General features: G+C 69.2%; 19 protein-coding genes. 7 read left to right on the top strand and 12 right to left on the bottom strand.

Annotated features, from left to right (window positions below):
- Positions 1-3: 3 nt before the first annotated feature.
- The 7 genes from OG966_RS33225 to pqqA all read right to left on the bottom strand — a co-directional run bounded on the left by OG966_RS33225 (position 4) and on the right by pqqA (position 5,586).
- The gene (locus OG966_RS33225; RefSeq protein ID WP_326653735.1) at positions 4-780 is read right to left on the bottom strand and encodes a Tat pathway signal sequence domain protein; all 777 of its coding nucleotides are present in this window, start codon (positions 778-780) and stop codon (positions 4-6) included.
- Between the two features lie 5 nt (positions 781-785).
- Entirely contained in the window at positions 786-2,351 is a 1,566-nt protein-coding gene (locus OG966_RS33220; protein ID WP_326653734.1) for a glycoside hydrolase family 88 protein, read from the bottom strand.
- Positions 2,348-3,415 carry a pyrroloquinoline quinone biosynthesis protein PqqE gene (pqqE, locus tag OG966_RS33215; protein WP_442806822.1) on the bottom strand — a complete coding sequence of 356 codons (1,068 nt, stop codon included), beginning with the start codon at positions 3,413-3,415 and terminating at the stop codon, positions 2,348-2,350. Before pqqE ends, OG966_RS33220 begins: the two co-directional genes overlap by 4 nt.
- A gap of 110 nt (positions 3,416-3,525) precedes the next feature.
- Positions 3,526-3,786, bottom strand: a complete 261-nt coding sequence (pqqD, locus tag OG966_RS33210) for a pyrroloquinoline quinone biosynthesis peptide chaperone PqqD (RefSeq protein ID WP_326653733.1) — start codon at positions 3,784-3,786, stop codon at positions 3,526-3,528.
- Complete coding sequence (gene pqqC, locus OG966_RS33205) at positions 3,783-4,439, bottom strand: pyrroloquinoline-quinone synthase PqqC (protein ID WP_326655474.1); 657 nt, start codon at positions 4,437-4,439, stop codon at positions 3,783-3,785. Before pqqC ends, pqqD begins: the two co-directional genes overlap by 4 nt.
- A 128-nt stretch (positions 4,440-4,567) precedes the next feature.
- Complete coding sequence (gene pqqB, locus OG966_RS33200) at positions 4,568-5,464, bottom strand: pyrroloquinoline quinone biosynthesis protein PqqB (RefSeq protein WP_326653732.1); 897 nt, start codon at positions 5,462-5,464, stop codon at positions 4,568-4,570.
- An 11-nt stretch (positions 5,465-5,475) separates the two neighbouring features.
- Positions 5,476-5,586 (bottom strand): pyrroloquinoline quinone precursor peptide PqqA, encoded by a 111-nt coding sequence (pqqA, locus tag OG966_RS33195; RefSeq protein WP_326653731.1) that lies wholly within the window; start codon positions 5,584-5,586, stop codon positions 5,476-5,478.
- 272 nt (positions 5,587-5,858) lie between these two features.
- Here pqqA and OG966_RS33190 point away from each other — a divergent pair, with 272 nt between their 5' ends.
- The gene (locus tag OG966_RS33190; RefSeq protein WP_326653730.1) at positions 5,859-6,695 is read left to right on the top strand and encodes an aldo/keto reductase; all 837 of its coding nucleotides are present in this window, start codon (positions 5,859-5,861) and stop codon (positions 6,693-6,695) included.
- Between the two features lie 304 nt (positions 6,696-6,999).
- On the top strand, positions 7,000-7,413 hold the full coding sequence (locus OG966_RS33185) for a hypothetical protein (RefSeq protein WP_326653729.1): 414 nt from the start codon (positions 7,000-7,002) through the stop codon (positions 7,411-7,413).
- Positions 7,414-7,601: 188 nt separating this feature from the next.
- Here OG966_RS33185 and OG966_RS33180 read toward each other — a convergent pair whose 3' ends face one another.
- The gene (locus OG966_RS33180) at positions 7,602-7,871 is read right to left on the bottom strand and encodes a TetR/AcrR family transcriptional regulator C-terminal ligand-binding domain-containing protein (RefSeq protein ID WP_326653728.1); all 270 of its coding nucleotides are present in this window, start codon (positions 7,869-7,871) and stop codon (positions 7,602-7,604) included.
- A gap of 220 nt (positions 7,872-8,091) precedes the next feature.
- On the opposite strand from OG966_RS33180, the gene OG966_RS33175 reads away from it, so the two are divergent.
- Both OG966_RS33175 and OG966_RS33170 read left to right on the top strand, forming a co-directional pair.
- Positions 8,092-8,856: a GNAT family N-acetyltransferase gene (locus tag OG966_RS33175; protein ID WP_326653727.1), complete on the top strand. Its 765-nt coding sequence runs from the start codon at positions 8,092-8,094 to the stop codon at positions 8,854-8,856.
- Positions 8,857-9,044: 188 nt separating this feature from the next.
- Entirely contained in the window at positions 9,045-9,503 is a 459-nt protein-coding gene (locus OG966_RS33170; protein ID WP_326653726.1) for an RICIN domain-containing protein, read from the top strand.
- Here the strand turns inward: OG966_RS33170 and OG966_RS33165 are convergent.
- Both OG966_RS33165 and OG966_RS33160 read right to left on the bottom strand, forming a co-directional pair.
- On the bottom strand, positions 9,493-9,843 hold the full coding sequence (locus tag OG966_RS33165) for a hypothetical protein (RefSeq protein WP_326655473.1): 351 nt from the start codon (positions 9,841-9,843) through the stop codon (positions 9,493-9,495). The genes OG966_RS33170 and OG966_RS33165 overlap by 11 nt on opposite strands.
- A 154-nt stretch (positions 9,844-9,997) precedes the next feature.
- Positions 9,998-10,960, bottom strand: a complete 963-nt coding sequence (locus tag OG966_RS33160; RefSeq protein WP_326653725.1) for an AraC family transcriptional regulator — start codon at positions 10,958-10,960, stop codon at positions 9,998-10,000.
- An 81-nt stretch (positions 10,961-11,041) separates the two neighbouring features.
- On the opposite strand from OG966_RS33160, the gene OG966_RS33155 reads away from it, so the two are divergent.
- Positions 11,042-11,878: an NmrA family NAD(P)-binding protein gene (locus tag OG966_RS33155; RefSeq protein ID WP_326653724.1), complete on the top strand. Its 837-nt coding sequence runs from the start codon at positions 11,042-11,044 to the stop codon at positions 11,876-11,878.
- Positions 11,879-11,915: 37 nt separating this feature from the next.
- On the opposite strand, the gene OG966_RS33150 is transcribed toward OG966_RS33155, so the two are convergent.
- The gene (locus OG966_RS33150) at positions 11,916-12,884 is read right to left on the bottom strand and encodes a helix-turn-helix transcriptional regulator (RefSeq protein ID WP_326653723.1); all 969 of its coding nucleotides are present in this window, start codon (positions 12,882-12,884) and stop codon (positions 11,916-11,918) included.
- A 39-nt stretch (positions 12,885-12,923) separates the two neighbouring features.
- On the opposite strand from OG966_RS33150, the gene OG966_RS33145 reads away from it, so the two are divergent.
- Both OG966_RS33145 and OG966_RS33140 read left to right on the top strand, forming a co-directional pair.
- Positions 12,924-13,403: a hypothetical protein gene (locus OG966_RS33145; RefSeq protein ID WP_326653722.1), complete on the top strand. Its 480-nt coding sequence runs from the start codon at positions 12,924-12,926 to the stop codon at positions 13,401-13,403.
- Complete coding sequence (locus OG966_RS33140) at positions 13,400-13,876, top strand: hypothetical protein (protein ID WP_326653721.1); 477 nt, start codon at positions 13,400-13,402, stop codon at positions 13,874-13,876. The genes OG966_RS33145 and OG966_RS33140 overlap by 4 nt, the downstream gene beginning before the upstream one ends.
- A 6-nt stretch (positions 13,877-13,882) precedes the next feature.
- Here the strand turns inward: OG966_RS33140 and OG966_RS33135 are convergent, their stop codons facing one another.
- Positions 13,883-14,188 carry a 4a-hydroxytetrahydrobiopterin dehydratase gene (locus OG966_RS33135; RefSeq protein ID WP_326653720.1) on the bottom strand — a complete coding sequence of 102 codons (306 nt, stop codon included), beginning with the start codon at positions 14,186-14,188 and terminating at the stop codon, positions 13,883-13,885.
- Positions 14,189-14,237: the final 49 nt, after the last annotated feature.

Genomic DNA, 14,237 nt, shown 5'->3' with positions numbered 1-14,237 from the left:
TCCTCAGACGAGCTGGTAGCCGCGCATATTGGTGAGGAGCATGTGGCAGTTCTGCAGTGAGCCCGAACTGTCGCCCAGGGAGCGGTAGATGCCCCACTTGGGGCGCACCCGGTCCGCCAGGAAGGTGTCGACGCCGGACGTCGACTTGTCGATAACCGTGGCGCCGCCGCTCCTGAGGATCCAGCGGACGGAGCCGGACGAGCCGTTGCCGATCTTGATCTGGAAGTCGACGTCGGTCCACTTGTTGTGCAGTGGCTCGAGGTTCGTACGGCCGACCAGGACATCGCCCTCGATGACCTTGAGCTCGATGGTCTGCACACCGTTCACGCGGCGCAGCGACTGCACCACGATCGGCGAGGAGCCCGTGCCGGGCTGCTTCATCTGCATGATGTGCGTAAAGCTGGTGGTCGCCCTCAGCGTGCCCGGGATGTACATCGAGTACGTGACCCGCCAGGTCTGGCCGGACTTCCACTGGAGGAAGGAGCTGCCGTTGCGGAGGCCGGTCACCTCGTGGCGCTGCCGGTCGGTGCTGGTGTCCCGGTCCACCGTGTGCATGTTGAACCGGAAGTTGTCGCCCTCGGCGAAGATGTGCGGCGCGCCGGCCGGATGGGAGTCCGCCCGGTCGTCCTCGATCGTCTCGAAGGCCTTGAGCTTGTCGCTGCTCGCGGAAGGCGACCAGCGCAGCTGCCAGCTTGCGGCGCTCGCCTCTGTCGCGGGCAGTCCCGCGGCCGCGGCAGCGCCGAGTGCCGCGCCCAGTACCGCTCTTCGGGATGCGGTCATTTCCCTCACCTCGCCCGGAGTTGTTCGTTCATGATGAGAAAGGCGCCGAGACCGTGGAAGTCATTGGTCTTGCGGTCGCGCTTGATGTAGTAGCTGTAGTTCCCGACATTCGTCCCGATGGAAATGTCGGTGAGATTGGTGCGGCCGTCGCCGCCGAGTTCGACCTTCGCCAGCACGCCCTCATAGCCGCGCCGCGCCACCTGCGCGTAGTGCGCGTCGATATATCCCTGCTGCGCGGAGCGGGAAAGGGCAAAGGTGAACATGCTGGAACAGGAGGTCTCGGTCCAGTTGTCGCTGTGCGAGCCCTTGTCGACGACCTGGAACCAGCGGCCGGTGGCCGGGTCCTGGTATTTCTCGAGACCGGCAGCGAGCTTCTGCAGCAGGCGTAGGAGTTCGGCGCGGCGCGGATGGCCGGCCGGTACGGCGTCCAGGACATTGACGATCGCCATGGAGTACCAGCCGATCGCACGGCACCAGTGCTCGGGCGCGAGACCGGTCTTCGGATCGGACCAGCCCGCGTCGCGCGACTCGTCGAAGGCGTGCTTCAGCAGTCCGTTCGCCACCTGCAGACGTCCGCCGTAGACGGCGAGTTGCCTGGTCGCCTCGTTGTCCGTGTACGTCGAGTCGCCGAATTCCTTTCCGTACTCGACGAGAAACGGATTCACCATGTAGACGCCGTCGGCCCACAGTTGGCTGCGCCGGGAGTCCGAAGTCGAATGCCAGAATCCTCCGTCCGCGGTGCGCGGATAGCTGTTCAGGCGGTTCCGGATCTTCTGTGCCGCTTTTTCGTAGCGCGCCTGGCCCGTTTCGTGGTGGAGGATGTTCAGCAGCCTGCCGGCCTGCATGCTGTCGAGGTTGTTGAAGCTCTGTCCGATATTTCCGCTGCCGTCGACGAAGCGGTCGACATAACTCTTGATGTAGTTGAGATAGCGGGCGTCCTGGGTGCGCTGATAGACGAGGTACTGGCCGTAGAGATACAGGCCGACCGGGTAGGACCAGCCTCCGACGGCGCTCGGGGAGTAGCGCGCCATCGTGGACTCGACCATCGCGACCGACCAGTCCGTGACGGCGGAGCCGTCGTCGCCAACGGTGAGCGAGTCGAGATTCGGGCCGCCGGACGCGGTGGCGGAGGATGCTCGTACGGTGTTGGTCCCCGCCCTCAGCTCGGCCGTGAGGTTCTTGGTCCGCCAGCCCGTCCAGCTGCCGGTGGCGGGAAAAGCGAGGTCATCGGCGATCAGTTGGCCGTTGACAGTGATGTCGAGCGGCCGGTCGGCGGATGTCCCGTTGGCGAATCTCAGGCCCAGCGTGGCATTTCCGCTCTGTGCGGAGTCCACCGTGAATTCGACCTGCGAGCCGGCCGCATGCTCATAGTTGACAAATCCGGAGCCGGTGAATCCGGCGTGGTTGCTCTCGACGGCACCGAGGCTGATGGCGGCGTCCTCGGCCTCGTACCGAACGGGCGCCGCCGCGGGGGCCGCGGGATTCGCGGCCGCGGGCACGGGCACGGGCACGGCGGCGAGTGTGCTGCCCGCGAGCGTGGCCGCCAGCAGCAGAATCGTTAGTCGCTTCATGGTCCTTCCTTGCGGTAGGTGTACGTGGGGGCGTCGACGGCGCCGGGGATGCGCGGACGGTCGACGAGGTCGCGTACGAACGCGTGATCGGGCGAGAGATGGCAGGCCGGATCGGTGCGGGTGGCGTAGCCGGTGAGGGCGTACGCCTGGCAGCGGCAGCCGCCGAAGTCCTTGGTGCGCAGCTCGCAGCTGCGGCACGGGTCCTGCATCCACTCCTCACCGCGATAGATGTTGAAGGTCTTGGATTCGCGCCAGATCCGCTCCAGGGGGTGGTCCTTGACGTTGGGCGCGTCCAGATCGGGCAGTGCGGCGGCAGCCGGGCACGGATAGACCGTGCCGTCCGGCTGAACGGTGAGTGAGACCGCTCCCCAGCCGCCCATGCAGGGCTTGGCCGTACCGTCGACGTAGTCCGGCACGACCCAGATCAGGTCCATCCGGCCGGCCAGCCGTGTGCGCCACCGCTCGACGGACTCGCGGGCCGCGGCGATCTGTTCGCGGTCCGGCAGCAGGGCGTCACGGTTGCGCAGGGCCCATCCGTAGAACTGGGTGTTGGCCAGCTCGATCCGCTCCGCGCCCCAGGCCAGCCCGAGTTCGACGAGGTCGTCGAGGGCCGCGAGGTTGGCCCGGTGGAGTACGACGTTGAGGCCGAGCGGCAGGTCCGCCTCCCGTACGAGCCGGGCGGCGCGCTCCTTCGCCGCGAAGGACCGGGCTCCCGCGATGAGTTCCGAGGCGACCGGGTCGGCGTGCTGGACGGAGAGCTGCACGCTGCGGAGCCCGGCCGCCGTCAGGGCCGCCAGCCGCTTCTCGTGCAGCCCGACGCCGCTGGTGACCAGCTGTGTATGGATGCCCGCGCCGTCGGCCGCGGCGACGATCTCGGTGAGATCGCGGCGCAGCAGCGGTTCGCCTCCCGAGAGATGGCTCTGGACGACGCCCAGGTCAGCGGCCTGCCGGAACACCTCGGCCCACTGAACCGCGGTCAACTCCTCTGACCGACTGACCAGTTCGACGGGGTTTGAGCAGTAGGCGCAGTGCAGCGGGCAGCCATGGCTGAGCTCGGCGAGCAGTGCCCACGGCGGATCGGCCCCCGCCGATTTCTCGTCCCTCGTTCCCGCGGTTGCCTCAGCAGTTGTTTCAGCGGCTGTTCCAGACGTTGCTTCAGTAGGTGTCTCGGCCGTCACTTCAGCCAGCCCTCCTTGCGCAACCGCCCGAGAAACGCGGGCACTTCGTCGGCCACGGGCGCGCCTGGGTGCTGCCCGGCCAGTTCCGCGACGATCGCGTCGACATCGCGCGCACCGTCACAGAGCCGCACGATGGATCCGGCGTTGCCCTGGAGGACGACCACGCGCTCGGGCAGTATGAGCAGATCGGCGCCGCGCACCCGGTCGTGCCGGAAGACGACCGACCGTGAGAGCACCGGTTTCCAGGTTTCGCTCATGCCCGGTCCCCCGCGTGTTCCACGGCGTCCAGCAGCGACCAGAGGACCTCGCACTTGAAGGCGAGCGCGGCCACGGCCGCCTCCTGCTCCTGCCGCGTCCCGGCCCATGCGAGGACCAGCTCGAGGGCTTCCGCACTGTCGCGGCTGCCCTGCCCGATGCGGTTGCGGAAGTAGATCAGTCCGTCGGCCTCGATCCACCGGTAGTGGCGTTCGAAGGCCGCGATACGGGTGCTCATGATGCCGGGCGCGGCGAGTTCGGTCAGCGAGGCGGCGACGGCTTCGAGCGGCGGGCGCAGCCGGCAGAAGTTGACGTATCCGTCGACCGCGAGCCGTACGCCCGGAAGTACTTCCGCGCCCGACACCAGCCGCGCCCGGTCGATCCCGGCGGCCTCGCCCAGCCGCAGCCAGCGCTCGATGCCGCCCTCGCCCTCCACCGTCCCGTCGTGGTCCTGAATCCGGCGCAGCCAGGAGCGCCGCAGCGCGGAGTCGTCGAACTTGGCGAGGATCAGGGCGTCCTTGACGGGGATGTGGCGCTGGTAGTGGAAGCGGTTGAGGATCCAGCGCCGCAACTCGTCCGGGGTGAGCGCGCCTTCGTGCATGCGCACGTTGAAAGGGTGGCGGTCGTGGTAGCGCTCGGCGGGTACGGCGCGCAGCCGCTCCGTGAACTCGTCCGGACTCCATGGCTCACCGGCTTCCGCTGCTCCGGTTGTGCCTGTTACGGCCGTTGCTCCCCCTGCTTGTGTTGACTGCGTTGATCCCGTTGGGGGCAGAGCGACTGTTCTCACAGCTCGATCACCATCCGGTCGGCGGCAACCTCGAGTCCCCATTCGCCGAGCAGCGCGTGCTGCGGGGCGTCCGGCTCCACGAGGGGGTTCGTGTTGTTGAGGTGGGTATAGAGGCAGCGGGCGCCGAGCCCGGCGAGCCGCCGTGCGGTGCCGTTCGGCCCGGCGATCGGCAGATGCCCCATTCCGGTTGCCGTCCTGGCCGAGATTCCGGTCCGTACCGGCTCGTCGTCGTCCCAGAAGGTGCCGTCGAGAATGACGCAGTCGGCCTGCTCGACCGCGTCCTGGAAGTCGTCGGTCCACCCGGCGAGCGCCGGCGCGTAGAGCAGGCTGCGGCCGGTGCTGGTCTCGCGCAGCCGTAATGCGACCACCCAGGTGGGCTCATCGGTACCGGTACCCGCGGCGTAGCGTGGTCTTTTGGCCGAGACGGGTACGGCATCTATTTCCACGGTGCCGCCCTTGACGAGCACTTCCGCTTCGCGGCTCAACTCGCGCCATTCGATACGGGTGTACGGGGCGAGTACCTCGCCCAGACGCAGCGGGCCGAGCAGCGCGTCCCGTACCGGCCGGGTGGCGAGGACGTCGAAGCCGTCGGCCTCGCGCAGCCGGGCGATGCCGAGCGTGTGGTCGAGTTCGGCGTCGGTGAGGATCACTCCGGCCACGGGGGATTCGCGCGGCCCGGGCCCCGGCCGCAGCGCGTGGCTGTCCTCGATCTGGTCACCGATGTCGGGGGTGGCGTTGACGAGATACCAGCGGCCCTCGTCCGCGCACAGGGCGAGTGAGGCGTGACGACGGCGCCGGTGCGGGTGTGTGCGTGCCCCGGCGCAGCCGGGACACGCACAGTTCCACTGGGGCAGTCCGCCGCCCGCCGCGGTGCCGAGCACCTGCAGCAGCATGGCGGCGGGGTCTACCGGTCGGTGAGGGCGTAGGCGGTGACTTCGAGCGCGGTCTCGACGACCACGAACTCGGGAGTCTGCCAGTCGACCGTCTCCTCCGATGTTTCCTTGGTGTCCTTCATGTGCGGTACCTGCCTTCCTGAGACGTGGGGGTCAGGAGTGATTCAGGAGTGATTGCTCCGTAGCGCATGGTTGAGCAGGACTGAACATCCGTTCACATGAGTGTCCGGCGTTCAGTTATGTGCCATAGAGTTGCGTCTTGATGGGACGCGGTCAATGGTCCGGACCGATAAGGTCGGAGCTGTATCAGGCCAACTTCGGCGTCGGGAATGCCTCCACAAGGGTGGTCGTTGAGCATGGGAGTACCAACCGACGACGTAAGGATCGACCGCTCGTGAGCAAGGTCCCCTCCATCTCCCTCAACAATGGCGTCGCGATGCCGCAGCTCGGTTTCGGTGTCTGGCAGGTGCCCGACGACGAGGCGGCGAAGGTGGTCGGCACGGCTCTGGAGGCCGGCTACCGCAGCATCGACACCGCGGCCATCTACGAGAACGAAGAGGGCACCGGCCGTGCGGTCGCCGCCTCCGGCATCGCCCGCGAGGACCTCTTCATCACCACGAAGCTCTGGAACAGCGAGCAGGGGCACGACTCGACCCTGCGCGCCTTCGACGCCTCGCTGGACAAGCTCGGCCTCGACTACGTCGACCTGTATCTGATCCACTGGCCGGTGCCGTCCAAGGGTGCCCATGTGGAGACGTACAAGGCCTTCGAGAAGATCTACGCGGACGGCCGCGCCAAGGCCATCGGCGTCTCCAACTTCCTCCCGGAGCACCTCGAGCGCCTCATCGGCGAGACCTCGATCGTCCCGGCCGTGAACCAGATCGAGCTGCACCCCCAGCTGCAGCAGGCCGAGTCGCGCGCCTTCCACGCGGAGCACGGCATCAAGACCGAGGCCTGGTCGCCACTGGGGCAGGGCAAGGGCCTCCTCGAGGTCCCGACGGTCGTCGCGATCGCGCAGAAGCACGGCCGGACGCCGGCCCAGGTGGTGTTGCGCTGGCATCTGCAGATCGGCACTGTCGCGATCCCCAAGTCCGCGACCCCGTCCCGGATCCGGGAGAATTTCGACATCTTCGGCTTCGAGCTGGACGCCGACGATCTGGCGGCGTTCGCGGCGCTGGACGAGGGCAAGCGGCTCGGCCCCGACCCGGCGACGTTCGACTACGGCGCCTGACCGCGACACATGAACGACCACATCGCCGCCCGGTCCCCCCGGGCGGCGATGCCGTTCCCACGGCCGGAGGCACGCGCGCACGGTGGCGTAAGCCGGTCGGTACGAGGCGATCACCGCCAGGCGGGGAACACGACCACAGCCGCCGCGCACAAGCCGGCCGCAGCGGCGCGACCTGCGCAGCCCGCGCCCTTGATACGCAATACGACTCAAGGTTGATGCATACCGAGCGTGTCGATTCATCACATTTATGGTCGATATGCCTAGGGTCGGCGCTCGGATGTTCCCTTCACCCTGGAGAGTCTCAATGGAGCGTTTCAAGCTCGCATCGATTACGGCCGGCGCGACGGCCGCCGTGCTGGCCGGGTCGGTCGGGGTAGCAATGGCGGTAGCCGCCCCGGCACCTCCCGCGCCGATGCCGGTCCCGGTCCCGGAGCCGCCGATGGCACGTCCAGTGCTGACGGCGAGAGCCACGGTCAGCAGCGTCGGGGCGTGGGAGCAGTTCCGCGTGTACGGCGTCGGCTGGCAGCTGGCCCCGGGCACCAAAGTGACGCTGCAGCAGCGGCAGGGCGGGCGCTGGGTGACCCTGCCCGCGTCGATGAACACCACGCAGGGTTCCACCTACAAGATGCGGGTCCTTCTCGGCATCAAGGGTCTGAACGAGCTCCGGATGATCGGCGGGGGCATCGCCTCGGACCGCTTCACCGTCACGGTGCACTGACCCGCCGTCGCTCGGACCGCCTCGGCCGTCGGGCTCCGCGCGGTGGTCCGGAAGCGGTGTTCCTGTCCGCGGTCAGGGGCGGCCCAGCCACCCCGGCCAACGCAGTTCACGCCCGGGATCGGCGGTAAGGACCTCGGGCGTGAAGGTGGTGTCGCCGCTCGCGTCGTGGCACCACCTGTCCCTCGCCGTCAGGGCCGCAAGGCTCGTACGCCCCTGAGCACGCCGCCCACCAGGCGGTCCACGTAGACCGCGTCCCTCGGCCGGCCGGTGACCAGCACGCGGTGGTACAGAGCGCCGGCCACCTGACCCAGGACCGTCTCCGGATCGGCATCGGCATCGGCATCGGCACGCAACTCCCCCTGCTTCCGGGCCTGTTCGAGCAGTGACAGGGCCATGGCACTACGCCGGTCGGACACCGCTTGGACAGCGTCGCCCGCATCGCCGCGGCGAGCCGTCACGGGCCACGGCGGCGGCGATCTCCGGGGCACAACCCGCCGACCCCTCGTTCACGCTCGCCGCCCCGCCACGTACTCGCGGTCGCTCCCGACGTCGACTCCACCCGGCGTGACTCCGCGGCGGGCCCGAAGCGGCATTGGCCTGACCGCCCCCGAAACGCCTGCGCCCCGGCGGAGGACAATGTGGAGGCGGCCACGCTCCACGACTGCCTAGGCTTCCCCCATGCCAAGCTCAGAACTACAGCGGATCTACGCCTTCCTGTCGGCCTTCGCCCGCCGCCAAGCCGCACGCACTGTCGACCTCCCCGGCGGATTCGCCGTGTATGACGACACCTTTGTGCACTCCCGCGCGAACAACCAGGTCGTCATCGACAAGGACGTCGACTCCGAGGCGCTGCCCGCCATCGCCGACGAGGCTCTGGGGCATCTGCCGCAGCGACTGATATCCGTCCTCGACGACGAAGTCGGCATGGCGTGTGCGGAACCGCTGATCCGGGCCGGGTACACCCACTCCACCTATCTGATCATGCTGCACGCAGGCCCGGTGCCGACCGGCGGCCACGCGGAAGAGGTGGACCTCGAAGCGATCAGGATCCCGCTCACCCGGCGCTGGCAGGACTTCCTTCCGGACGTCGACGACGACGAGGTCGTACGCCACCTCGTCGACCGACGCGAGGCGCGCCGCCGTGGCGCCGACGTAGTTCACTTCATCGGTGCCCGCACGGAGGAAGGCGAGGTCGCCTCATGGGCCGACCTCTATCTCGACCCGGCGACCGGCACGGCCCAGATAGAGGACCTGATCACCTCGGAGACCCACCTCGGGCGCGGTTACGCCGGCGCCGTGCTGACCACCGCCCTGCGCCGGGCCGCCGACGCGGACTGCGGGACGCGGTTCCTGATCGCCGATGCGGCGGACTGGCCACGCCACTGGTACGAGAGGCGCGGCTTCTCGGTCATCGGCTACGCGCACGGCTTCGAACGCGACTGACAGAGCGGCATCCCGGGTCTCGGTGGTGATGGCCTGGTGCTCGGGCGCGGCGTCGTCGGCCCGGGAGCCCGGAGGCCGGGCGGGCACGAGTTGGGGTGACGATCAGATGCTCCTCGGTGGGCCGGCGCGCCGGTACAGCGTGGTCTCGGCGGCGCATGCCCGCACGGAGATCTCCATACAATCGGCGTATGTCTAAGGAGATGACGCCCGGTCTCTACCTGGTGCGCAATATCGGCAGCGGACTGCTGCTCGAGGTGTACGGCGGAGCCAAGGGCAGCGGCGCCAATGTGCAGCAGGGCAAGGAAACCGGGTCTCCGGCCCAGCAGTGGCAGATCGACCCGGTGCCCAACGGCAGCGGGCTCTATCACTTCGTGAACGCGGCCAGCGGCAAGCGGCTCGACGTCGCGAACGCCTCGACCGAGAACGGCGCCAACATCCAGCAGTGGAAGGCCAACAACTTCGGCGCCCAGGAGTGGATCATCGAGCAGCACCTGGACGCGCTGGGCACGGTCACGATCGTCAGCTTCATCAGCACGCTGCTGCTCGAAGTAGCCGACGGCAGCACGGACGACGGCGCGAATGTGCAGCAGTGGGAGGACACCGACTCGCCCGGTCAGTGGTGGCAGCTGGAACCTGTCACTTCCTGAGCAGGAGCACGGCCCCGACGGCACATGCGACCAGTCCGACCCCGCCCGTGCCGATCGCGCCCGCGGCCATGAAGCCACGGGAGGAGCGCCAGGAGAGCACCGACCACTTCGACTGCGCGGACAGCAGCGATCCCGTGCTCAGCCACGAGGCCGCAGAGAACAGCGACTGGGCGGACCCGATCGAGCCGACCGACAGGGTGCTGCCGACCGAGCCGACCGAGAGCACCGACCCGACGGAACCGATGGAGAGCACCGAGCCCACCGAGCCGACCGACAGTACGGAATCCTTCGACCAGAGGGACAGCGTTGATCCGGACCCCGTGAACCCCGGGGGCCGCATTGTCTGCGTCGTCTGCGTGATCTGCGTGGTCTGCTTGGCCATGGGGGCTATCCTGCCGCTGATTCAACCCCGGCGAGCGGTGTGCACCGTGCGCGCCGTGAGCAGACACGCGTCCGGGCGTTGCCGCGGCCCCTCAGGGTCGCTGCCGCTGCCGTCACGGCGAGCGTCGTTGCCGTTCCGGCAAAGCCGTACCCGTACGGTGCTCCAGCGGGCTGATGCCGCGTACCCGTTTGAAGGCCGCGCTCAGTGCGAACGAGCCGCTGTAGCCGACCTTCCTCGCCACCGCCTCCACCGTCGCGTCCGACTCCCGCAGCAGATCGGCAGCGAGCGCGAGCCGCCAGTCGGTGAGGTACGCCATCGGGGGCTCCCCCACCAGCTCATGGAAACGGCGGGCCAGTCCGGCCCTGGAGACCCCGCACTTGGCGGCCAGTGAGGCGACGGTCCAGGAGTGCGCGGGATCGTCCTGCAGCAGCCGCAGCGCGCGGCCGACCACCGGGTCGCCCATGGCCAGGTACCAGGCGGGCGCCTCGGCGTCCGGGCGTGAGAACCAGGAGCGCACCACGGCGATCAGCACCAGGTCCAGGATCCGGTCGAGCACCACGCTCTGGCCGGGCTCGTCCCGGGAGATCTCGTCGTCGAGCACCGGCATCAGCGGACAGTCCCAGACCTCGGCCGGCAGATGAAGCAGCATGGGCAGCGCGTCCAGCAGCCGCCCGCTGACCTCGCCCTTCATCTGGTACGTCCCGACCAGCATGGTGGCCGATCCTTCCGGGTCGTTCCCCCAGCTCCGGACGCCCAAGTGCATGGACTCCGCGAGCGGTTCGCCCTGCAGGGTGTGGCAGGTGCCGCCGGGCCCGATCAACGCCGTTGGCTCGCGGGTGAGTTCGTCCGCCGTGGTGTACGCATCCGGGCCGCGGGCGATCGCGACGTCGCCCGGGCGCAGCAGCACCGGGTCACCGGTGTCGGGAATGATCCAGGCCTCGCCCGCGGTCATGCAGAGCAGGCTGAGCGGGGCGTGGTCCTCGATACGGACGGACCATGGCGGCTCCATCACCATGCGGAGCAGAAAGGCTCCCCTGGCACGCGGTCCGTCCAGAAGTCCCGCGAGAGCGTCCATGGCTCACAGCGTAGACGGACGCATATGGAATTGAGCCTCTGGAGCATGGAGGGTCCAAGCGCGGGCCACGAGCCTTGAGGCATGGCAGAGAACCTGAAGCAGGAGACGGTGTTGGTGACGGCGGCCTCCGGCAAGACGGGCCGCCGGGTGGCGGAGCGGCTCGCGGCGCTCGGGGTGGATGTGCGGGCGGGCTCCCGCAAGGGAGAGGTGCGGTTCGACTGGGAGGACGGGTCCGGCTGGGCGCGGGCGCTGGACGGCGCGGACGCGGCGTATGTCGCGTACTACCCGGATCTGGCGGCTCCTGGCGCGCCCGAGGTGATGCGGGCCTTCGGGCGGGTGGCGGCGGAGAGCGGGGTGAGGCGGCTGGTGCTGCTCTCCGGCCGCGGCGAGCCGGAGGCGGTGGTCGCCGAGGGCGCACTGCGGGAGTCCGGCGTGGATCTGACCGTGGTGCGGTCCAGTTTCTTCGCGCAGAACTTCAGCGAGGGCGCGATGTACGAGGGAGTGCTGGCAGGTGAGATCCCCTTCCCCGCGGGTGAGACCGCGGAGCCGTTCATCGACGCGGACGACCTGGCGGACGTGGTGGTCAAGATCCTCACCGAGGAGGGCCATGCCGGGCTCGTGCACGAGGTGACGGGTCCTCGGCCGGTCACCTTCGGGGAAGTGGCGGCGGAGATCGGAGGGGCCACGGGCCGGGAGGTGCGGTACGTGCCGGTGTCCGGTGCGCAGTACGCGGAAATGCTCCAGCGGTTCGGGATCCCGGAGCCCGAGTCGCAGTGGCTGGCGGACCTGTTCACCATGCTGCTCGACGGGCACAACGCGTCGGTGACGAACGGCGTGCGGCAGCTGCTCGGCCGGGAGCCGAAGACCTTCGCGGCGTTCGCGCGGGACGCGGCGCAGGCGGGTGCCTGGAGTGCGTGACCGGCGGGGGCACGGCCCGGTGACTGGCTGCCGAGGATCAGGCGGAGGCGTACGTTGCCGCCAGCGCCTCGGCCGTCGCGGCCATACGGGCGCGGAGTTCGGGTGGCCCGAGGACCTCGATCTCCGCGCCCATGGCGAGAAAGTCGCCGTGCGCGTGGTCGGTGGACTCGATCGGGAGCAACGCGCGGGTCCAGCCGTCCGGTTCCACCGTGCCGGTGTCGGCGAGGGCGCGGGCGGCCGGGCCCTTCAGACGGGCCGCGGCGCCCGGCGAGAGCCGGACGAGCGCCTCGCCCCCGTACAGGCGGGCGTGGAAGTCCGCCTGGTAGCGCTGCCAGTACGCGGCCAGGTCGAAGTCCTCGAGAGGCTCGAACTCCTCCGCCGGCTCCCCCTCCCCCGCGACGACTTCAAGGATCTGGTCGACCCGGTACGTCCGTGGTCCCGGTCCCGCGACGACGTACCAGCGGCCCGCCTTGAGCACCAGTCCGTACGGTTCGAGACGCCGGTTCACATCGGTCGGCTCCTTCCACCGGCGGTAACGGATGTGGAGCACCCGGCTGTGCCACACCGCGTCCGCGACGGCCGTCAGACAGGGAACCTCCTCGCCGGGCGCGTACCAGCCGGGCGCGTCCAGGTGGAACCGCGAGCGCATCCGGTCGGCCTGGTCACGCAGCTCGGCGGGGACTGCCGCACGCAGCTTGAGCTGCGCGGCGGCGAGGGCCGAGCCGAGCCCGAGTTCGGCGGCGGGCCCCGGGATCCCGGAGAGGAACAGCGCCTCCGCCTCCCCGGCGGAGAGTCCGGTCAGCCGGGTGCGGTAGCCGGCGAGCAACTGGTAGCCGCCCGCGTGGCCCGCGTCCCCGTACAGCGGCACCCCCGCGGCGTGCAGCGCCTCGACGTCCCGGTAGACGGTGCGTACCGACACTTCGAGCTCCTGGGCGAGCTGGGCGGCGGTCATCCGGCCCCGGGTCTGGAGCAGCAGCAGGATCGAAACAAGACGGCTGGACTTCACTGACACAGGATGTCAGTGAAGCGGACTTAGCGTCCTGGCATGACCTTCGCAGAGAAACGGCTGTGGGCGCCGCCGCCGATCGAGGCCGACGGCCGTCACATCAAGCGCTACCACGTCACCGGCGACCCGGACGGAATCGATCCCGCGGTGGAGAAGGCCGCGTACGCGATCCTTCCCGAGCTCCTCCCGGAGCCGGACGGCACCCCGCCGGCCACATTCGTCGTCCTCCACAGGGGAGGGGACGACGGCGCGTACCTCAACGCGTACAGCTGGGTGTGGGACAACGTGCTGCACTTCGGTGCCGCGGTCGCGGGTCAGCCGGTCCTCGGCTGCCCGGACAGCGATCCGACGCATTTCGTCAGGCTCGACAGACCCTGGATCGGCTGTGTGTGGGAGCTGCCGCCGATCCAGCACGAACGGGACGCCTGGGTACGCCACATGCTCGCCCCGGACCGTCCCGGCCTGGACGCCTATCTCACCGACTCCCTTCCCGACGGCACCACAGGAGACCGCTCATGAGCACCACCCACGACTTCGACTTCCTGCACGGCGAGTGGGCCGTCGCCAACCGCCGCCTTGCGGACTTCCTCGACGAGTCGAGCGCGTGGGAGGAGTTCCCGGCTGTGAGCCGCGCGTCCCGCCACTTCGGCGGCCGGGCGAACTTCGACGAGATCGAGTTCCCGACGCGGGGCTTCAGGGGCCTGACGCTGCGGCTGTACGACGCCGAGCGCGAGGAGTGGTCTCTGTACTGGTCGAACGACCGCACCGGCGTACTCTTCCCGCCCGTGGTCGGCCGATTCGGAGCGGACGGGCGAGGCGAGTTCTACGGAGACGACACCCACGACGGCAAGGACGTCAGGGTCCGCTTCACCTGGTCGGGAATCAGCGAATCGGCGGCCCGCTGGGAGCAGGCGTTCTCGGTCGACGGGGAGCGGACGTGGATGACGAACTGGGTGATGGAGCTGTCGCGCCCCGCGCACTTCGCCGTGTGACGGCCGTCAGGCCGCGCCGTGCCCCGCGGCGATCCCCTCCACCCGCTGCGCGAGCTCGAAGTCCTTCTCGGTGACCGCTCCGCCCGCGTCGTGGCTGTTCACCGACAGGGACAGCGTGTTGTAGCCCAGGGTGAGATCCGAGTGATGGTTCAGCTCATCCTGGATCTGTGCGATGTGTACGACCATGGCGGTTGCCGCGAAGTGGTTGGCGAGGCGGTACGCGCGGGCGATCCGGTCGCCCTCCAGGGACCAGCCGGGGAGTTCCCGCAGGCGGTCCTCGATCTCCTTCTGCGACAGCGGCTCTGTGGGCATGACGGGGTCCCTTCAGGAACGGCTCAGGAAAAGGCAGCGGCTTCGGCCA

Source organism: Streptomyces sp. NBC_01750 (assembly GCF_035918095.1).
Taxonomy (GTDB): domain Bacteria; phylum Actinomycetota; class Actinomycetes; order Streptomycetales; family Streptomycetaceae; genus Streptomyces.
Note: the sequence above shows the minus strand (reverse complement) of the source record. Positions and strands in the feature narration are given on the sequence as shown.

Coding starts and splice junctions, on each gene's coding strand:
- OG966_RS33175 (WP_326653727.1), top strand. CDS start 8,092: ATGCCAAGCTCAGAACTACAGCGGATCTACGCCTTCCTGTCGGCCTTC.
- OG966_RS33225 (WP_326653735.1), bottom strand. CDS start 780: ATGACCGCATCCCGAAGAGCGGTACTGGGCGCGGCACTCGGCGCTGCC.
- OG966_RS33140 (WP_326653721.1), top strand. CDS start 13,400: ATGAGCACCACCCACGACTTCGACTTCCTGCACGGCGAGTGGGCCGTC.
- OG966_RS33185 (WP_326653729.1), top strand. CDS start 7,000: ATGGAGCGTTTCAAGCTCGCATCGATTACGGCCGGCGCGACGGCCGCC.
- OG966_RS33135 (WP_326653720.1), bottom strand. CDS start 14,188: ATGCCCACAGAGCCGCTGTCGCAGAAGGAGATCGAGGACCGCCTGCGG.
- pqqD (WP_326653733.1), bottom strand. CDS start 3,786: ATGAGCGAAACCTGGAAACCGGTGCTCTCACGGTCGGTCGTCTTCCGG.
- OG966_RS33165 (WP_326655473.1), bottom strand. CDS start 9,843: ATGCGGCCCCCGGGGTTCACGGGGTCCGGATCAACGCTGTCCCTCTGG.
- OG966_RS33170 (WP_326653726.1), top strand. CDS start 9,045: ATGTCTAAGGAGATGACGCCCGGTCTCTACCTGGTGCGCAATATCGGC.
- OG966_RS33155 (WP_326653724.1), top strand. CDS start 11,042: ATGGCAGAGAACCTGAAGCAGGAGACGGTGTTGGTGACGGCGGCCTCC.
- OG966_RS33145 (WP_326653722.1), top strand. CDS start 12,924: ATGACCTTCGCAGAGAAACGGCTGTGGGCGCCGCCGCCGATCGAGGCC.
- OG966_RS33220 (WP_326653734.1), bottom strand. CDS start 2,351: ATGAAGCGACTAACGATTCTGCTGCTGGCGGCCACGCTCGCGGGCAGC.
- pqqA (WP_326653731.1), bottom strand. CDS start 5,586: ATGAAGGACACCAAGGAAACATCGGAGGAGACGGTCGACTGGCAGACT.
- pqqB (WP_326653732.1), bottom strand. CDS start 5,464: ATGCTGCTGCAGGTGCTCGGCACCGCGGCGGGCGGCGGACTGCCCCAG.
- OG966_RS33160 (WP_326653725.1), bottom strand. CDS start 10,960: ATGGACGCTCTCGCGGGACTTCTGGACGGACCGCGTGCCAGGGGAGCC.